Source organism: Bacteroidia bacterium (genome assembly GCA_027493955.1).
In the GTDB taxonomy this organism is placed as follows: Bacteria; Bacteroidota; Ignavibacteria; order SZUA-365; family SZUA-365; genus JAOSJT01.
On record JAOSJT010000001.1, the window covers coordinates 4,200,492 to 4,218,052 of the forward strand.

Here is a 17,561-nt window from a genome sequence, read left to right on the forward strand (position 1 = left end):
CTCCTGTTATTTGCACTAGCCAATTGCACACTGATGGAAGTTCACGCGCAGGACGGCTGGGATTGCTACGGTAAGCATTTTGTTTACTTCAAAAAGACTGGAAATGGAATTGTAGCAAAGTGCTCTTCCAGAGAGACGCCCAATCCAGCCGAGGTGACGCTTGGAATGCCATTTAGAACCATCTTTGGTTGAAGAGAATAGAGTTGATTGTGAAATATTGTTATTCGAATTTGGAAGTGTCGTAGATTCACGGTTGATCCAGTTTGTAGCGAGTAGCACCATGAAGAAAACATGTGTCAATCTGTTGTTGGTTCTGGTATTACTTTCCGGCTTGGTCTTTGACGTCGTCGCGCAGGGCGATGAGTTTGTCAATTACAAGCGCGCATTCGCGACACGTACAACACTGAAGCAGTCGATAGCGCAGCTCAAATCGCGGGATGGAGAGCGCTTTCATGATGTCGAGAGAGCGAACTCGTTGGTATTCGCCAAAATCACCCAGGCGGTACGCCCTCTGTCGGACGAAACAAGAGCTGCATTGTCGCTTACGAAGAGCATATACGGTATGGAGAACTTGCTCGACGTGTCGCGCAACGAAGTGGAGGTCGCCTATGGAGATGCAACACTCTGGATGGCGGTCCTCCGTATCAAAAAGCCGATGATGCTCAGAGAGACGCAGCCGGATCGAGGCGTCTACCTCATGCTCAGACCGATAGGAAGGAGAGGGGATACACCGATTTTCGTCATCGAATTTTATTGCACTATTGAAAATGTGGGTCTACAGCGCGTGTTGCAGGATGCGGTAGAATGCGCTACGAAACTGAACGACTTCACGGAAAGCGAGGATATCATAGAGGAGATCGGCAGGCATTGGTCTCATACGGGAGATTGGAACGAAGAAAAACACACCGTGGCCCTTTCGTACATCCGGGGTCTTGCCTGCTGGGACATGGGCGACCACGAGCGCGCGGAGAAGTATCTTGAAGCGGCGGAGCGATACATCAATTCCCGGCCCGATGATGTTCTCTCCTCCGCGATGACCGTCGGACTGGAAACAATGGGCAGGACGGCACGGAAGTAGAAGCCGCGCCCGCTCATCCAGGTCCCCAGCCATCACAGAAAATCCTCGTTGATGTTTATCGCCGAGGGCACAGACCCGCTATCCGTGCTTTGATCCGGAAAAATGTCTCTTGATTCGCCCTTCATATTTCATAAATCCCTCGACCGGCTTTCCCGCACTGCGTTCACAATTTCATCCATGGAGAGATCGAGGTCCACGCCTTCGATGTCGAAAGGCGACTCGCTCTCCGTCACAGGGATGAGCAGGAATACCTGTCCGTCCCGCCTGCGGATACGTACCCGCCCTTCCTTTCTTGCGCGGTCCAGTAATTCGGCCAGGTTCTGTCGGGCCTCGGAATAGGTGTATGTTGTCATGGCAGCAACTCCAGAATTGGGATTCCTAATTTCCTCGCCACTAATGATAGAGGTTCGTCAAGCGTAAGAAGTGGGGCATGCCAGGCTGTGGCAGCAGCAAGGACGTACGCGTCGGAAGCATACATTCCGTTTGCGGATGCGATGTTCAATGACGATTCCAGATCGACGTCGATAAGGCGGATTGGAATTTTCTTAAATTCGTTGACCGCGGCGATGGCGCTGTCGAGCGACAAGCGACGTCGTTTCATCATTGCCGAGAACGCGTTGCCGATTTCCCAATGCAGCGATGTTGGGGCGAGCAGCTCAGCGCCCCGTGTCGCCTTCGCAATCGCATATTTGTGCGGCTCGTTCGTGACGACGGCGATGACAGCTGATGTATCGACAAGTACTCGCATGGCGCATCCTTCTTGAACAATTGTACAAGACAATGTGAGTATTAAGTTTTAGAAAGTCAATACCATTCTCGTGCCTGTCTCCCCCGTGTTGTTTTTGGCCCGCCGTCTGAACCTTAGCGCAATCTGTGATGTTACGATGAATCAACAGAGATCATTCTCAGGAGTAATCATGGCAGTACTGACACAGACGGAAATTGAAAAAAAATTGAGTGAATGTACCGGCTGGTCCATCGCGGAGGGGCAACTGCGGCGTACCTTCACCGCGCCCAGCTTCCACCGCGCGATGGCGCTGGCGGTACAGGCCGGCATGCTGGCCGATGTGGCGGATCATCATCCGGATATCGACATCCGCTATAACAAGGTCACCTTCGCGCTGTCGACGCACAGCGAAGGCGGCATCACGCAGAAGGATTTCGATCTCGCCGCACGGATCGACGAGGCGTTTGCGCAATGAGCGCGGGCAACAGGCTCGAAGCGCTGAAGGGCTTCCTGGAGCAGGATCCGGACGATTCCTTCACCCGATACGCGCTGGCCCTGGAATACATCGGTCGCGGAGACGAGAGCACGGGTATCGCGTTGCTGCGCGAGACCATCGAGCGCGATCCCTCCTACGTCCCCGGCTGGCACATGCTCGCGCAGCAGCTCGTAAAGACCGGAGACTTCATCTCAGCCAGGGCGATATTCGAGGAGGGCATACGCGTCGCGCGAAGCACGGGCGACACCCACGCCGCCTCCGAAATGGAAATGGAGATGGAAGAAGCGGGAGTGTGACGATGTACGACGTACGATTATTGATCGTTCGTCTGTGAAGCGAGATCCGGCGTATCGTGAAAAGGTGAAATGGTGAAATGGTGAAAAGGTAACAGCCTCTTACCTTTTCACCTCGCCGCGGCGAGTCTTCGGCCTGCGGCCTTCGACTTTTTTCCTTTTCACCTTTTTTCCTTTTCACCTTTTTACGAGCGCCCGATTGGACGCACGGAGTAAGCAGATTTCGTCAATCGTAAGTCGATTCCCCTTTTTTTGCTCTCCCGCGCATTGCGTATACTTGAAGCTTGAGCATGTTTCACCATTATCAGGGCGCCGCGATGGCAAAGACGCACGAAGAATTCCTCGACATTTTCAAACAGGCCGGTGCCTTTCTCGAAGGCCATTTCGTGCTGACCTCAGGCCTGCACAGCCCGCATTATGTGGAGAAATTCCGCGTGCTGGAACACCCGCTGCATACGGCGGAGCTTTGCGCGGAATTCGTCGCGGAGTGGGGAGAGCAGCATCCGACGGTGGTGCTGGGACCCGCGACGGGCGGCATCATCCTCGCGCATGAAACGGCGAAGCAGCTCGGCGTGCGGGCCATGTTCACCGAGCGTCTCGACGGCGCCATGGTGCTGCGCCGCGGCTTCGAGCTCACGCCCGAAGACCGCGTGCTCCTCGTCGAGGATATCGTCACCACGGGTGGCAGCATTTTCGAAGTGATCGAAGCGGTCAAAGCTACAGGGGCGCAGATCCTCGGCCTCGCCTTCCTTGTGGACCGCAGCGGCGGCAAGGTGAACTTCGGCATTCCATCCAAAGCCCTCCTCACCCTCGATGTGGTGACCTATCAACCCGACGATTGTCCTCTCTGCCGCGACGGCGTACCGATACGCAAGCCGGGAAGATCGGGAAAGTAACGAATGTACGATGCAGGATATTCGGATATCCGGGTATCGTGAAATGGTGAAATGGTGAAAAGGTAAAATGGTGAAAAGGTGAAAAGGTGAAATGGTGAAAAGGTGAAAAGTCGAATATTCGCCGCGGCGGGGTAACAGCCTCGTACCTTTCTCACCTTTTTTTCTCCCTTTCAACGTCGCGCGAGATTTTCCAGGATGGGCGTGTGCGGCCCCCGTATGCACGTGTGAGGGGAAAGAAGTGTCGTCAGTCTCAGGCTGAGCTTGCTCCAGGCTGTGCTGGGCTGAGAGGCCCCCAACTGCCGTTGGGGGGTACAGGAAGTATCACCCTTAGGGCTGACTGCGCCTGAATAACGTTGACCGAATGTTAGATTGCTGCAAATCGTAAGTCGTCCCGCCTGCGCTCTCATGTACCGACGATTGTGCCATTGTCCTATGATGCTTCGGCGGGCAGGCAATCGTTAGTCGTCAATCACATTGCGCGATCACGATTCATGGCGTATTTTTCAGACTTCCCTTACGCCCAAAATGTCGAGGCGCCCATGAGTCTTGCTGTGACCTTTTCCACCATTCCGGAACTGTTCCTCAATCTGACGGACCGCTTTGAGCATGAGCAGCGGCCGCTGATGCTGAGAAAGGTAGACGGAAAATTTGAAGCGCTGCGCTATCATGAGGTGCGCGAGCAGACAGCTCTGCTTTACCATGCTCTGCTACGGTTGGGGATACAGGCCGGCGACCGCATCGGACTGCTGTCGGAAAACCGTCCCGAATGGGTCATCGCCGATCAGGCGATTTTGCTGCACGGCGCACAGGACGTACCCATTTTCCCGTCGCAGACCGCGAAGCAGGTCGAATTCATTCTCCAGGATGCCGGCGCGACGGCCATTTTCGTTTCCAACCGTTTTCAGCTCGCGAAAATCCAGCGCATTCGCAGCGATGTGAAATCGCTGCGCCACGTCATCGTGATGAACGATCTGGACGACATGCCCGACGATGTGCTCAGCTGGTCGGCTCTGATCGCCTCCGGCGCGGCGGATCATGCGCAGCATCCGCATGCGCTTCGGGAGGCCGCGCAACTCGTCAAGCCCGACGATCTGGCGACGATCATCTACACCTCCGGCACCACCGGCAATCCCAAGGGCGTGATGCTGTCGCACAGCAATTTCGTGGCCAATATCACCGCCGCCACGCAAATCCTCCCGATCGGAGAAGACGACACACTGCTCTCTTTTCTGCCGCTCTGCCATGTGTTCGAGCGCATGGCCGGCTATTACACCGCCATGTCCTGCGGCGCCACCATCGCCTACGCCGAGAGCATAGACACCGTGGCGGAAAACATGCTGGAAGTGACGCCCACCATTGTTGTCGCCGTACCGCGTCTCTTCGAGCGCATCTACAACCGTGTCGCCCGCATGGTGGAAAAGGACAGCGCCGCGAAACGCAAGATCTTCTATAAAGCCGTCGAGGTCGGACGTGAATACGTACAGGCCGCGAAGCAGGGCAAACCGGGAGCGATGCTTCGCGCGAAGCATGCCATAGCCGACAAGCTGGTGTTTAGCAAGCTCAAGCAGCGGACAGGCGGACGCATAAGGTATTTCGTTTCCGGCGGAGCCGCTCTGCCGCGCGAGCTCGGCGAATTTTTCGAGGCCGTGGGCCTGCTCATCATCGAGGGCTACGGACTGACGGAAAGCTCCCCGGTAATCGCCGCCAATCGCATCGGGTCGCATCGCTTCGGCTCCGTGGGAAACCCCCTGCCGGGAGTGGAGGTGCGCATCGCCGAGGATGGAGAAATTCTCTCGCGTGGTCCGCATATCATGCGCGGCTACTACAACAACAGAAAGGCGACCGAAGAGGCAATCGACAAGGACGGCTGGCTGCACACCGGCGACATCGGCGTGCTGGACGAGAAGGGATATCTGTACATCACGGACCGGAAAAAGCATCTCTTCGTCAGCTCTGGCGGCAAGAACATCGCGCCGCAGCCCATCGAGAGTCTGTTCGCAGGGAGCGATTACATCGATCAATTCGTACTCATCGGCGACAAGCGCATGTATCTTACCGCACTGATCGTACCCGATATGGATGCGCTGAAACAGTACGCGAAAACCCACGGCATCACCTACGGCGATTCGAAGGAATTGCTGAAGCATCCGGACATTCACCGCCTGATCGAGCAAACGATACAGACACGCCAGAAGGACCTCGCGAATTTCGAGAAGGTCCGCCGCTTCAGTCTGCTCGAAGAGCCCTTTACCATCGAGAATGGCGAAATGACGCCCAGCATGAAAATCCGCCGCAAGGCCGTGGAGGAACGTTATCAGGAGCTGATCGAGTCCATGTATCGCACCTGAACGCGGTTTGGCGGCTGACGGGGATTTTCCTACATTATTCTTTTGACAGAAACAATAGTTTCATCACGCACATGATTGAATCCTACATCCCGATTTTCATGATCCTTGGCGCCGCCATGGTCTTCGGCGTCGTCTCCGTGAACATGTCATGGCTCCTGGGGCCGCAGCGGCCGTATCGCGAGAAAATGACCACGTACGAAAGCGGCATCGACCCTGTGACGACCGCTCACACCCGTTTTTCCGTGAAATACTACATGGTGGCGCTCTCCTTCATCATCTTCGACATCGAAGTGGTGTTCATGTATCCCTGGGCGGTACGCTTCAAGGAACTCGGATGGCCGGGTTTTGTTGTTATTCTTGTATTCGTGGTCGTCCTTGTGGTCGGCTTCATTTACGAGTTGAAGAAAGGAGCATTACGATGGGATTAGAATCAGCGATAGGCGAAGGATACATTACCACAAAGCTCGACGCCCTGATCGGCTGGGCGCGCAAAAGTTCGCTCTGGCCGATGCCGATGGGACTTTCCTGCTGTGCGATAGAACTGATGTCCGCCGGCGATCCGCGCCACGACATCTCGCGCTTCGGCATGGAAGTGATGCGTTTTTCACCGCGGCAGTCCGATGTGATGATTGTCGCCGGTACGGTGACGTACAAAATGGCCAGCGTCGTCCGCAAGATTTACGATCAGATGGCCGAACCCCGCTGGGTGATCGCCATGGGTGCCTGTGCGTCGTCGGGCGGCATGTTCCGTTCCTATTCCGTGGTGCAGGGCATTGACCAGTTCATTCCCGTGGATGTGTTCACCGCCGGATGTCCCCCACGTCCCGAGAATCTCTTCCATGCGCTGATCGAGCTGCAGGACAAAGTCAGCAAATCCAGCGTGCTGGACTATCAGAACCGCAAAGATCCGATCATTGTCCAATAACGGCAGCCCACCGGGGCCCGGTCCAATCTTTACACCATGAACGAAACCCTGGAAAAGCTCGTCGCCTCGATGAAAGATCGCTTCGGCGCGGGCATAACGAACGTCACGGAATTCCGCGATGATGTGATCGTCACCGTCTCGCGCGATATCATCGTGGAGGCGACGACCTTTCTTCGCGACAATGCCGATTGCCCCTTTCCCCTGTGCGAGGACGTGTTCGGCGTCGACCAGTTCACGCGCAAGCAGCGTTTTGAGGTGAATTACCATTTTTTCTCCGTCGCAAAAAAGGAGAGAATTCATCTCAAGGTGCAGGTGGAGGAGCAGGATGCCTCCGTACCCTCCATCACCGGTGTGTTTCCCGGCGCGGGCTGGTACGAGCGTGAGACCTTCGACATGTACGGCATCACCTTTCCCGGCAACAACGATTTACGCCGCATGTACATGCCGGAGAGCTACGAGTACTTTCCGCTGCGGAAGGATTTCCCGCTTATGGGCATCCCCGGTTCCATTCCCCTTCCGAAGCGAGGTGGCGCATGAGTACCGATCGTATCATCGCCGACGACATGTATCAGAGCCCCGTCGCGACATCCAGCATCCCACCCAAGGGACAGCGCACGCAGTTGCTGCAGGCGCTGCTGGACATGGATCCGGATCTCACCTACGACGATCCGCTGGAAAACGACATGATCCTGAGCATGGGGCCTTCGCATCCCGCCACGCACGGTGTGTTGAGAATCCTTCTGCGTCTGGATGGTGAAACCATTGTCAGCGGTATTCCCGAGCTCGGCTATTTGCACCGCGGCTACGAGAAAATCGCCGAGAACGAGACCTATCACGAATTCATCACACATACCGACCGTCTGGACTACCTCCAGCCGGTGCACAACAACGTCGGATATATTCTCGCGGTAGAGAAATTGCTGGGCATCGAAGCCCCGCCGCGCGCGCAGTACATCCGTACCATGCTCGCAGAGCTTGCGCGCATTTCCTCGCATCTCGTGGGTTTCGGTGTGATGGCCATGGACGTCGGGGCCATGACGCTGCTGCTATGGTGCTTCCGCGAGCGCGAGAAAATCCACGATATTTATGATCTGGTGATCGGTGCGCGTTTCACGACCAGCTACACGCGTATCGGCGGATTGGCACAGGACATCACCCACGAAGGGCTGGCCGCCATCAGCGCGTTTCTGGATCAATTCCCCGAACGCCTGGACGAAGGCGAGCGTCTGCTGAACCGCAACCGCATTTTCTTCGACCGCTGCCGCGGCACCGGGCTCATCACCGCGGAAGAAGCGCTGGCCTGGGGTTTTACCGGACCGAACCTCCGCGGATCCGGTGTGCCTCTGGACTTGCGCCGCGACAAACCCTATCTGGTGTACAACGACCTCGATTTCGATGTCATCACCGAGACGGAAGGCGATTCGCTTGCGCGCTATTACGTCCGCCTCGCCGAGATGAAAGAGAGCGTGAAAATCGTTCGGCAGTGCATTGAAAAACTTCCCTCCGGCAGCATACATGCGCATGAGCCGAAGAAGGTGCTGCCGAGGAAGGAACGCGTGTACACCCGCATGGAAGAATTGATCCACGATTTCATGATCGTGAACTTCGGCGTCAATCCGCCCGCGGGTGAAGTGTATCAGGCGATCGAATCGTCGAAAGGACAGCTGGGCTTCCATATCGTGAGCCGCGGCGAAGGACATCCATGGAGACTGAAAATCCGTTCTCCGTCATTCTGCAATCTTCAGGTCTTGCCCCATCTGCTGAAGGGACACATGATTTCCGACATCCTCGCGGTGCTCGGAAGCATCGATCCCGTGATGGGCGAAGCCGATAAATAACCAGCGAAGCACAGACCGATGTTCAGCGAAGAAGAACTTCAGAAAGTACAGGAAATCCGCTCCCATTATCCGACGAATCTCGGCGCGGTGATGGGCGTGCTGCACATGATGCAGGACAAGTACGGCATGATTTCCGACGAGGCCATCAGCTACATCGCGAAGTTGATCGACGTGCCCGAGGAGAATGTGCTCGGCGTCGTATCCTTCTACGAGATGTACCATCAGCATCCGACGGGCAAGTACAAGCTGCAGGTATGCACGAATGTGTCCTGCCTGCTCTGCGGATCCGACATGGTGCAGAAGACGATAAAGGACAAGATCGGCATCGGCATCGGAGAAATGACGGAAGACGGTTTATTCTCCGTGCACGAAGCCGAATGTCTCGGTTCCTGCGGCACCGCGCCCATGATGTCCGTCAACAAGACGTATCATGAAAAACTGAATCCCGAGAAAATAAACGCAATTATTGACGAGCTGAAGGCGAAGGGCTGAGGCCCGAGCCCGGAGAGCACCAAGGATCATGATCGACTACCAGCCAGTCATACTCCCGAATATCCCGGACCTGCACCGCATCGACGTGTACGAGCAGCACGGCGGGTATCAGCGCATACGCAAGGCCATGGGCATGACGCCCGACGAGATCATCGCTGTCGTCAAGGCATCGGGTCTTCGCGGCCGCGGCGGCGCGGCGTTCCCGACGGGGTTGAAATGGACCTTCATGCCGAAGGAAACGGAGAAACCCAAATACCTGTGCGTGAACGGCGACGAAAGCGAACCGGGGTCCTTCAAGGACAGGCAGATTTTCGAGTTCAATCCCCACCTGATGATCGAGGGTATACTGATCACCGGGCGGGCGCTGGGTCTGAAGGCCGCGTACATTTACATTCGCGGCGAGTATGAACACTGGGTACAGATGGTGGAAGCAGCCGTGGCTTCGGCGTACGCGAAGGGTTACGTCGGCGAAGGAATGAAGCAGACCTTCGGCTCCGATTTCGCAATGGACATCTACGTGCACCGCGGCGCGGGCGCGTACATCTGCGGCGAGGAGTCGTCGCTGATGAACTCCATCGAAGGCAAGCGTCCCTATCCGCGCGTCAAGCCGCCATTCCCGGCGCAGAACGGGCTGTGGGGTTGTCCGACCACGATCAACAATGTGGAAACCATCGCGAACGTGCCGCTCATTATCGAGAAGGGCGCGGAGTGGTTTGCGGCCATCGGCGCCGAGAAGCATCCCGGACCAATCCTCTACGGCATTTCCGGACATGTCAACAAACCCGGCGTGTATGAATTGCCGACGGGCATGCTGCTGACCGAGCTGATTTACGACTACGCAGGAGGCGTGCCGGGCAACAAGCGCATCAAGATGGTGATTCCCGGCGGAAGCTCCATGCCTCCGTTGCGGGGAGATCAGCTCGAAGGTGTGCGCATGGATGCGGATTCGCTCAAGGCGATCGGCTCCGCCATCGGCACGGCCGGTATCATGGTGATGGACGAAGACACCGATCTCACCCGCATTCTCACGCGCATCACACATTTCTACAAAGTCGAATCCTGCGGACAATGTACACCCTGCCGCGAAGGCACCGGCTGGATGCTCAAGGTGCTGCATCGCCTGGAGCACGGCGAGGGTAGTTCCGCCGACCTCGATCTGCTGCACAGCGTCGCCTGCAACATCGAAGGCAACACCGTCTGCGCCCTCGGCGACGCCGCCGCCTGGCCGGTGCGTTTTACTATCGAGCGTTTCCGTGGGGAGTTGGAAGAGGAGCTTGTAGAAAAGAGCGTGAAAAGGTGAAAAGGTAAAAAGGAAAAAAGTCGAAGGCTGCAGGCCGAAGACTCGCCGCGGCGAGGTGAAAAGGTAGGAGTGCTTATCAAATAGCGTCCTACCTTTTTACCTTTTTACCCTTTCACGATCCCTTCCTGCCTTTTCACCCCGCCGCGGCGAATCTTCGACTTTTCACCCTTTCACGATCCCTCCCCCGCTTCCCCGAGAATTATTGGAAGTGTGGCTTCAGGAGTGTAACTTCCATAGGCGAAGTACAGAGAACATCCCGATAGACCGAGGCCATCTTGCTGGAAAGTAACAGAACGAATACTTGCATTAATAATAAAAGTATTCTCGTCCTACTTTCTGTATTTATGTTTTCTCTTGTGTATGCCAATACCGAAGTGAAGGCGCAGACGTGGCAACGGATGAAGATGGAATTGCCGTCAGGTTATGACCGAATCAATGCCCAAAATGCCAACTTCGCTTCCGCGACGAAAGATATTGGGGGGGTACACAAACTGTATAAGTAGAGCTTAACTGATTACATTCAGAAGTAGTACGGAGACTGTTTTGGCTCGAAAACGCTACACCCCGAGCAGATTCGGAAATTGCGGGAAGCTCGGTCCTAACCCACAATAATTCGGGAAGAACCAACTATATCACTTGTTACTGAATCATTTAGAGGGACAGGGCCTTTGACACGACAGATCAATTTCTCCATGCTGTTCTTTCTTACGTTACTCCTGATCTCGGGTAGCAACGCAGCTTCGCAATCGTGGGAGCGCCGGGATTTCCGTCTCCCAGATAACCATCTGCTGGGAAGCAGTAGCGAGATATTTTTCAGCTCTCCCGACACGGGTTGGCTGCACAGCCGCGGATATCTCAAGAGTGGCGACTATGTCGGCGACGTGATGATAAGCACTGACGCCGGGGATTCCTGGCAGTTAAGGCTTGAAGGTGTCGAAGCATTCTTTGCCATGGACGCCTCATTTCTCTGGGCCAGCAGACGTGACAGCCTTTTTTTTAGCACGAACAGTGGCGCTACCTGGGATACAATCCCTTTCCCTGTGTTCGTCCAGCAGCTGCACTTCGCGGATCGTACCCATGGCATCGCCTTGACGCCTGTCGGCGAGGAATGCCGGCGCACAAGCGATGGAGGCCGACACTGGCAACTCGCGGACACCCTCGTTCGCCTGACGTACAGGCAAGGGATCAGTTTTCCTGTTCCAGAGATCGGCTGGATGGTTTCAGACGAAAGTCCTTTTGCTTCCGATAACGGTATGATAGCACGGACCTCCGATGCCGGTAAAAGCTGGACATATCAGGAACTTCTCCCGGATCATCAAGTGCCGATACTGTACAGCGTTTTGTTCCTGGATACACTCCGCGGATTCGCCGCCGGACCGGGACATTTGCTAAGCACCCAGGATGGCGGGAAAATCTGGTCATATATATTTCTGCCTGTTAGCGGGCGTACGCTGGCACGTTCGGAGCGCGGGGTGCTCTATGCGTCTGGATGGAATGGGGCCATTCTCTACTCCATCGATACAGGTACTACCTGGTTGTCCATGTCAACCGGTGCGAGCGCTACTATTACGTATCTCGCTGCTGAGGGTACCGGCGGCAGGATCATGGCGTTCGCACGCCTCTCCGAGACCGAGGGGCTGCTTCTTCGCGTGGACGAAGAGAAGGTCCTGTCCGTGGTTTCCTTTCCGGACGGGCATTTACCATTGGGACTCGAGATACACACCTACCCGGCTCCCTTCTCTGAAATCCTTACGGTCGAGTTTTCGGCATCCATCGGGGAACATGCGGTTGCATTCGTCTACGACTTGGCCGGCAAGCTGATACATCGCGATGATCTCGGTATCGTCGCGCAGGAAAGATCCATCTGGCATTGGCGGCCCAGGACAGGAAAGCTTGCGAAAGGTCCCTATCTCCTTGTCATACAGGCAGGCAGCACCGGCGACATTGCTGTACTGCAATACACTAAATAACCGCATATACCTCCATCTTACCTCGCCGCGGCGGGGTAAAAAGGAAAAAAGTCGAAGGCCGCAGGCCGAAGACTCGCCGCGGCGAGGTGAAAAGGTAGGAGTGCTTATCAAATAGCGTCCTACCTTTTTACCTTTTTACCCTTTCACCTTTTCGCCATCTCTTCCTGCCTTTTCACCCTTCACCCTTTCACGATCCGCGTCAGGTCCGAAAATCAAAAACTTGATTTATTAAATATGTTGGCCTATATTACGACCATAAAGTTAGTCAAGATAAGGAGCCATCTCATGAAAAGCATTTCAATCACAAATGATATTGTCCCCATTGCCGAATTCAAGACAAATATTTCTAAGTGGTTCAAAAGCCTCCAGACTACAGGACATCCTGTGGTTATTACGCAGAATGGTAAACCGGCGGGGGTTCTATTGTCAACGAATGACTACGACGAATTGGTATATAGAAAAGATTTTCTTGATTCTGTTGGCAGAGGAATATCGGATGCCGAGAGCGGAAGGACGTACCGGACTGAAGAGATCCGGGCGGCATTAGTCGCGAGAAGAGGCAAGGGTTAATTTGATGCAAATACTATGGACACATGAAGCTTTTCAACAATTAACCGCCATTGAAGACTATATTTCAAAAGACAGCCCCGAAAGAGCAGCCGACTTTATCAATATCATGGTCGAACGTGCAGAAGCAATACCTGACAGTCCGCGCATGGGCAGAGTTGTACCTGAAATCGTCAATCCCGACATACGAGTGCTGATATTCAAAAAATATCGTATTGTCTACAGACTCACCGAACAGCGTATTGAAATACTTACCCTTTTTGAAGGACACAGGTTGTTGCGGCTTGATGAAATTGACGTGTAAGTCAGACCATAAAACAGTGGCGCGATACTCACCCGGAGGCCGCGTGTTACCTTTTTACCCTTTCGCATTTTCACGAATCCCCACCCCTGAACATAGCAATGGCCTTCACCTTTTGCGTGGCGTGATTCACGATAGGGTGCGGGTAATGTTCGCCGATAATGCATCCGGCTTTCTGCTGCATGAACATATCCGCGTCGTGCGGCCAGTGGATGAGCTTGTCTGAAAAGCCGCGCAGTTCGGGTAGCTGCTCGCGAATGAAGGTACCGTCGGGATCGAAGCGACGGGACTGGAGCACGGGATTGAATACGCGGAAGTACGGTGCGGCGTCCACACCGGTGGAAGCGGACCACTGCCAGCCGCCGTTGTTGGCCGCGAGATCGAAGTCCAGCAGATGCCGCGCAAAATACGCTTCGCCCCATCTCCAGTCCAGCAGCAAATCCTTTGTCAGGAACATCGCAACCACCATGCGCAGGCGGTTGTGCATCCAGCCCGTCGCGTTGAAATGCCGCATGGCCGCATCCACGATGGGATAGCCGGTACGTCCCTCGCACCACGCCAGGAAATGATCCTCGCGTCCCGGCCAGAGCAGATGATCGTATTCGCGCCTGAATGGTCCATTGGCCACATGCGGAAACTGATCGAGAATCATGTGATAGAATTCCCGCCAGATCAATTCATTCAGCCACACACGGGCGCCCTTTGAAGTGTCCCGCATGGCGCGTCGTACCAGTTCGCGTATCGAAATCGTACCGAAGCGCAGGTGGACAGAGAGTCCGGACGTACCGCCGACGGAAGGGAAATCGCGATCATCCGCGTAGCAGGACATTAGTGGGAGAAAGTCCTTGAGCCGCCGCTGCGCAGCCGACTCTCCGGCCTCCAGCCACAGAGGACTCTCGACGAAGCCGAGGTCTGACAGGGACGGAAGGTCCGAATCGGCAGGGAAGACAGCGGCGGGTGCCAGTCTGGAGAGGTCGGCGCGTTGTTCGGCGGCGGGGGAGGCAGAGCCTGTGGAGATTGCGTCGAAGCGGTTAAGCCAGGCCTTCGAGTAGGGGGTGAAAACGCGAAAAGCCGTCCCGCCGCCAGTGATTACCTCCAGACTCTCGAATATCACCTGATCTTTCACCGCATGGAATATCCTTCCGTCACGCTCCAATGAACGGGCAACGTGAAGGTCTCGCTCTTTCGCGTAGGGTTCGTAATCCTTTCCGGCAAACACAGCGGCCGAACCGATGCGGCCGGCAAATTCCGGAATCAGTGATTTCGGATCGCCGTGCAGTACCGCCAGATCAGAGCCCAACAAGCGCAGTGCGTTTTTCAGCTCCACGAGGGATGCATGAATGAAGCTGAGACGACGGTCGGACGGGTTGTCAAGTCTGTCGAGTATGTTCGTATCGAACACAAACACAGGAATGACACGATCCGACTTCGCGCACGCCTCCGCGAGCACGGCATGATCGTTGAGCCGCAGGTCGCGGCGGAGCCAGAGAATGGAAACAGGGTAGAGGTGAGACATGATGGTGAAGATGAGGTGCTGAGTCGACGTCCTGCGTTATATCCTTCCTCAACAGTGACGGACCGGTGAATGATTCCGGCATACCGCAAGGTGAAATGTGAAAAGAGTGAGCCTAAGGTAGAGTGCAAGGTGTACTGAGCCTGTCAGCCTCAGGCTGACGACACTTCCTCATCCCCATACGTGAGTGTGGGTTTGCGTGCACCACGACCGGTCCCGAGCTCAGCCTGAGGCTGACGACACTTCCTTAGCAGGCAGAAGTCTCACCGAAACGATAAACCTTGCCTTTATAAGCGGCACCTGAGAATTTGTACCAAAAATTATCCGGTATAAATATCCACCTTTAAAGAGAATCGTTGAGTCCTGATATTTCATTTTTGGTCACTGATTGGGAGTCATACCATGTCCTTCGTCATTCAATATCACCACATCGTGTTCGGAACATACAAGAACCAGCACACAATCACACCCTCACTCGAGACACCGCTGCATAATTATTTGTTCGGGATTGGCCGGAACAACAATATGAAGTGTCATGCCATCGGTGGGATTTCGAACCATGTTCATCTTCTGGTCTCATTGCAGGCAACACTTTCTGTATCAAAGGCCGCGCAGATTCTTAAAAGCAACTCGTCAAAGTGGGTTAATGACGAGGAACGTACGTCCACGATTTTCAGGTGGCGTGAGGGCTATGCTGCCATTTCCGTGAGTCCGAAGCAAGTTGGTCGGGTAATGAACTATATCAGCAATCAGAAGGAGCATCACAGGTTAAAGAGCTTTACCGAGGAATGTGAAGCGATGCTGCGAGCATTTTCTGGATACAATCCTGACGAACGAGGCGAACACACTTCCTGGTTCATGGATGATGATAATGAGGAAGATTGAAAGTGAAGATGAGTAGTGTGAGGAAGTGTCGTCCTGCGGACTCTTTTTCTTCTGGTGCTGTGCTTGCGTGCGTACCCCACACTCACGTGTGGGGATGAGGGAAGTGTCGTCCTGCGGAAGCCCCACACTTGCGTATGGGGTTAGAGGAAGTGTCGTCCTGCGGAAGCCCCACACTTACGTATGGGGTTAGAGGAAGTGTCGCCCTGCGGGCTTGTTTTTTTTGTGGTTGTGCGTGACCCCCACACTCACGTGTGGGGATGAGGGAAGTGTCGTCCTGCGGAAGCCCCACACTTACGTGTGGGGTTAGAGGAAGTGTCGCCCTGCGGAAGCCCCACACTTACGTATGGGGTTACAGGAAGTGTGGCCCTGCGTGAGCCCCACACTTACGTATGGGGTTAGAGGAAGTGTCGCCCTGCGGGCTTGATTTTTTGTCGTGCTCGTGCGTGAGCCCCACACTTACGTATGGGGTTAGAGGAAGTGTCGCCCTGCGGGCTTGTTTTTTTGTCGTGCTCGTGCGTGAGCCCCACACTTACGTATGGGGTTAGAGGAAGTGTCGCCCTGCGGAAGCCCCACACTTACGTATGGGGTTCTAGGAAGTGTCGCCCTGCGGGCTAAGAGATCGGGTGGGTTGCGCATGCCCCCCAACTGCCGTTGGGGGTTTGAGTAAGTGTGGCCCTGCGGGCTCTTTTTCTTCTGGTGCTGTGCTTGCGTGTGACCCCCACACTCACGTGTGGGGTTTGAGGAAGTTTCGTCCTGCGGGCTAAGAGATCGGGTGGGTTGCGCATGCCCCCCAACTGCCGTTGGGGGTTTGAGGAAGTGTGGCCCTGCGGGCTCTTCCCCTTAACTATTCACTCTTTACTCTTTACTCTTCACTTTTCATACTTCACTCTTCACCCTTTACCATTCTTACTTTTCACCTTTCACCGGCTACAACGCAGGATATCGTCGCACCGCGGGAAAATAAACCGGATTTAGGAATCCGTAGAAAATGGCGAAGACGGATGAGTGGACGAAGGGCGGAACATCGAGTAACGCAACCGATTATCAATGAAGATAATGCGCCCGTGCCGGAGGCCTTACAGCAGGATCTGCGCTATTATGGAAGTCAGCATGGTTGTGTTGCGCCGCGCTTCTGAAAGGTGGAATCGCTGATACTTCGGAGAAGCGGCTCTGTAAATCATTGCCAATAAATGAGTTATGAACCGGGTCGGAGTGGATGGACAAGCTTCCATGGACGACAATGTAACCGGCATGTCCGAAAATCAAACAATTTTTTTAAAAACTTGACATATAGAAAAACATGTAGTAGCTTCAAGGAATGCAAATCACGGATTGACGGACGAACCCGGACTCTTGCTGCAATGGAACACGAACACGTGTCGAACCGCACCTATCAATTTGGACTGAATCTCAATACGCGGAGTGTCATCCTCCTCCTCCTGCCGGCGATGCTGCTTGCGGGATGTTACGCGTTTGTGAACGACGAGACTCCTCCCGAGTGGACGGATCCCGCAGACGCGAAGGAACAGCTCGGCGCCATAGCCGCGGCGACGGGGGGACCCGGCGCGGCGGTGTTCAATGCCAAATGCGCGGTGTGCCATCAGATGACGGGGAAAGGTATCCCCGGAGTCTATCCCACGCTTGTCGGATCGGAGATCGCGACGGGCGATGAGCGCCTTTCCATACGCATCGTACTGCACGGTTTTCAGGGGCCCATCGAACGGAACGGCGCCAAGTACAATGGCGTCATGCAGCCCTGGAAAAACGATCTGACCGATCAGGAAATTGCGGATGTGCTCACATTCGTTCGTACAAGCTGGGGGAATGCAGGCACCCCCGTCACCGCCGAAAGCGTCAAGGCGCAACGCGATGCCACCAAGGGCAAAGTGGGCGCATGGACGGAAAGCGATCTGAAATCCTCCCTCTGACCCC

19 protein-coding genes are annotated in these 17,561 nt (G+C 55.0%); 16 read left to right on the forward strand and 3 right to left on the reverse strand.

What is annotated here, in order from left to right; genetic code table 11:
• Positions 1–280 precede the first annotated feature (280 nt).
• A complete protein-coding gene (locus tag M5R41_16015) occupies positions 281–1,078 on the forward strand; it encodes a hypothetical protein (GenBank protein ID MCZ7557905.1) in 798 nt (265 codons plus the stop codon).
• Between the two features lie 128 nt (positions 1,079–1,206).
• On the opposite strand, the gene M5R41_16020 is transcribed toward M5R41_16015, so the two are convergent.
• Together M5R41_16020 and M5R41_16025 are read right to left on the reverse strand one after the other, a co-directional pair.
• Positions 1,207–1,431 carry a type II toxin-antitoxin system Phd/YefM family antitoxin gene (locus M5R41_16020; protein MCZ7557906.1) on the reverse strand — a complete coding sequence of 75 codons (225 nt, stop codon included), beginning with the start codon at positions 1,429–1,431 and terminating at the stop codon, positions 1,207–1,209.
• Positions 1,428–1,826 (reverse strand): type II toxin-antitoxin system VapC family toxin, encoded by a 399-nt coding sequence (locus tag M5R41_16025; GenBank protein ID MCZ7557907.1) that lies wholly within the window; start codon positions 1,824–1,826, stop codon positions 1,428–1,430. Before M5R41_16025 ends, M5R41_16020 begins: the two co-directional genes overlap by 4 nt.
• A gap of 169 nt (positions 1,827–1,995) precedes the next feature.
• On the opposite strand from M5R41_16025, the gene M5R41_16030 reads away from it, so the two are divergent.
• From M5R41_16030 to M5R41_16090, 13 genes are all read left to right on the forward strand, one after another.
• Positions 1,996–2,280 (forward strand): 4a-hydroxytetrahydrobiopterin dehydratase, encoded by a 285-nt coding sequence (locus tag M5R41_16030; protein ID MCZ7557908.1) that lies wholly within the window; start codon positions 1,996–1,998, stop codon positions 2,278–2,280.
• Positions 2,277–2,597, forward strand: a complete 321-nt coding sequence (locus tag M5R41_16035; protein MCZ7557909.1) for a hypothetical protein — start codon at positions 2,277–2,279, stop codon at positions 2,595–2,597. The genes M5R41_16030 and M5R41_16035 overlap by 4 nt, the downstream gene beginning before the upstream one ends.
• 314 nt (positions 2,598–2,911) lie before the next feature.
• A complete protein-coding gene (pyrE, locus tag M5R41_16040; protein MCZ7557910.1) occupies positions 2,912–3,490 on the forward strand; it encodes an orotate phosphoribosyltransferase in 579 nt (192 codons plus the stop codon).
• 491 nt (positions 3,491–3,981) lie between these two features.
• Entirely contained in the window at positions 3,982–5,838 is a 1,857-nt protein-coding gene (locus M5R41_16045) for a long-chain fatty acid--CoA ligase (GenBank protein ID MCZ7557911.1), read from the forward strand.
• Between the two features lie 71 nt (positions 5,839–5,909).
• Positions 5,910–6,266 (forward strand): NADH-quinone oxidoreductase subunit A, encoded by a 357-nt coding sequence (gene ndhC / locus M5R41_16050; GenBank protein ID MCZ7557912.1) that lies wholly within the window; start codon positions 5,910–5,912, stop codon positions 6,264–6,266.
• On the forward strand, positions 6,257–6,763 hold the full coding sequence (nuoB, locus tag M5R41_16055; GenBank protein ID MCZ7557913.1) for an NADH-quinone oxidoreductase subunit NuoB: 507 nt from the start codon (positions 6,257–6,259) through the stop codon (positions 6,761–6,763). Before ndhC ends, nuoB begins: the two co-directional genes overlap by 10 nt.
• A 36-nt stretch (positions 6,764–6,799) precedes the next feature.
• A complete protein-coding gene (locus M5R41_16060) occupies positions 6,800–7,300 on the forward strand; it encodes an NADH-quinone oxidoreductase subunit C (GenBank protein MCZ7557914.1) in 501 nt (166 codons plus the stop codon).
• Positions 7,297–8,601, forward strand: coding sequence for an NADH dehydrogenase (quinone) subunit D (nuoD, locus tag M5R41_16065; protein MCZ7557915.1), 1,305 nt, complete (start codon positions 7,297–7,299; stop codon positions 8,599–8,601). The genes M5R41_16060 and nuoD overlap by 4 nt, the downstream gene beginning before the upstream one ends.
• Positions 8,602–8,619: 18 nt before the next feature.
• The gene (locus M5R41_16070; protein ID MCZ7557916.1) at positions 8,620–9,093 is read left to right on the forward strand and encodes an NAD(P)H-dependent oxidoreductase subunit E; all 474 of its coding nucleotides are present in this window, start codon (positions 8,620–8,622) and stop codon (positions 9,091–9,093) included.
• Positions 9,094–9,121: 28 nt separating this feature from the next.
• Entirely contained in the window at positions 9,122–10,393 is a 1,272-nt protein-coding gene (gene nuoF / locus M5R41_16075) for an NADH-quinone oxidoreductase subunit NuoF (GenBank protein MCZ7557917.1), read from the forward strand.
• A 668-nt stretch (positions 10,394–11,061) separates the two neighbouring features.
• The gene (locus M5R41_16080; GenBank protein MCZ7557918.1) at positions 11,062–12,363 is read left to right on the forward strand and encodes a hypothetical protein; all 1,302 of its coding nucleotides are present in this window, start codon (positions 11,062–11,064) and stop codon (positions 12,361–12,363) included.
• Between the two features lie 285 nt (positions 12,364–12,648).
• Positions 12,649–12,933, forward strand: coding sequence for a type II toxin-antitoxin system Phd/YefM family antitoxin (locus tag M5R41_16085; GenBank protein ID MCZ7557919.1), 285 nt, complete (start codon positions 12,649–12,651; stop codon positions 12,931–12,933).
• Positions 12,934–12,937: 4 nt separating this feature from the next.
• Complete coding sequence (locus M5R41_16090) at positions 12,938–13,234, forward strand: type II toxin-antitoxin system RelE/ParE family toxin (GenBank protein ID MCZ7557920.1); 297 nt, start codon at positions 12,938–12,940, stop codon at positions 13,232–13,234.
• A 70-nt stretch (positions 13,235–13,304) separates the two neighbouring features.
• Here M5R41_16090 and M5R41_16095 read toward each other — a convergent pair whose 3' ends face one another.
• Complete coding sequence (locus tag M5R41_16095; GenBank protein MCZ7557921.1) at positions 13,305–14,747, reverse strand: DNA photolyase family protein; 1,443 nt, start codon at positions 14,745–14,747, stop codon at positions 13,305–13,307.
• Between the two features lie 399 nt (positions 14,748–15,146).
• Between M5R41_16095 and M5R41_16100 the strand changes: the two genes are divergently transcribed.
• Entirely contained in the window at positions 15,147–15,629 is a 483-nt protein-coding gene (locus tag M5R41_16100; GenBank protein MCZ7557922.1) for a transposase, read from the forward strand.
• A 1,361-nt stretch (positions 15,630–16,990) separates the two neighbouring features.
• Entirely contained in the window at positions 16,991–17,557 is a 567-nt protein-coding gene (locus M5R41_16105; GenBank protein ID MCZ7557923.1) for a cytochrome c, read from the forward strand.
• Positions 17,558–17,561: the final 4 nt, after the last annotated feature.

Excerpts from the sequence above, each read along its gene's own strand:
- nuoB (MCZ7557913.1), top strand. The coding sequence starts at position 6,257 with ATGGGATTAGAATCAGCGATAGGCGAAGGATACATTACCACAAAGCTC.
- M5R41_16045 (MCZ7557911.1), top strand. The coding sequence starts at position 3,982 with ATGGCGTATTTTTCAGACTTCCCTTACGCCCAAAATGTCGAGGCGCCC.
- M5R41_16020 (MCZ7557906.1), bottom strand. The coding sequence starts at position 1,431 with ATGACAACATACACCTATTCCGAGGCCCGACAGAACCTGGCCGAATTA.
- M5R41_16035 (MCZ7557909.1), top strand. The coding sequence starts at position 2,277 with ATGAGCGCGGGCAACAGGCTCGAAGCGCTGAAGGGCTTCCTGGAGCAG.
- pyrE (MCZ7557910.1), top strand. The coding sequence starts at position 2,912 with ATGGCAAAGACGCACGAAGAATTCCTCGACATTTTCAAACAGGCCGGT.
- M5R41_16085 (MCZ7557919.1), top strand. The coding sequence starts at position 12,649 with ATGAAAAGCATTTCAATCACAAATGATATTGTCCCCATTGCCGAATTC.
- M5R41_16095 (MCZ7557921.1), bottom strand. The coding sequence starts at position 14,747 with ATGTCTCACCTCTACCCTGTTTCCATTCTCTGGCTCCGCCGCGACCTG.
- M5R41_16100 (MCZ7557922.1), top strand. The coding sequence starts at position 15,147 with ATGTCCTTCGTCATTCAATATCACCACATCGTGTTCGGAACATACAAG.
- ndhC (MCZ7557912.1), top strand. The coding sequence starts at position 5,910 with ATGATTGAATCCTACATCCCGATTTTCATGATCCTTGGCGCCGCCATG.
- nuoD (MCZ7557915.1), top strand. The coding sequence starts at position 7,297 with ATGAGTACCGATCGTATCATCGCCGACGACATGTATCAGAGCCCCGTC.
- M5R41_16070 (MCZ7557916.1), top strand. The coding sequence starts at position 8,620 with ATGTTCAGCGAAGAAGAACTTCAGAAAGTACAGGAAATCCGCTCCCAT.
- M5R41_16015 (MCZ7557905.1), top strand. The coding sequence starts at position 281 with ATGAAGAAAACATGTGTCAATCTGTTGTTGGTTCTGGTATTACTTTCC.
- M5R41_16090 (MCZ7557920.1), top strand. The coding sequence starts at position 12,938 with ATGCAAATACTATGGACACATGAAGCTTTTCAACAATTAACCGCCATT.
- M5R41_16025 (MCZ7557907.1), bottom strand. The coding sequence starts at position 1,826 with ATGCGAGTACTTGTCGATACATCAGCTGTCATCGCCGTCGTCACGAAC.
- M5R41_16030 (MCZ7557908.1), top strand. The coding sequence starts at position 1,996 with ATGGCAGTACTGACACAGACGGAAATTGAAAAAAAATTGAGTGAATGT.
- M5R41_16105 (MCZ7557923.1), top strand. The coding sequence starts at position 16,991 with ATGGAACACGAACACGTGTCGAACCGCACCTATCAATTTGGACTGAAT.
- M5R41_16060 (MCZ7557914.1), top strand. The coding sequence starts at position 6,800 with ATGAACGAAACCCTGGAAAAGCTCGTCGCCTCGATGAAAGATCGCTTC.
- nuoF (MCZ7557917.1), top strand. The coding sequence starts at position 9,122 with ATGATCGACTACCAGCCAGTCATACTCCCGAATATCCCGGACCTGCAC.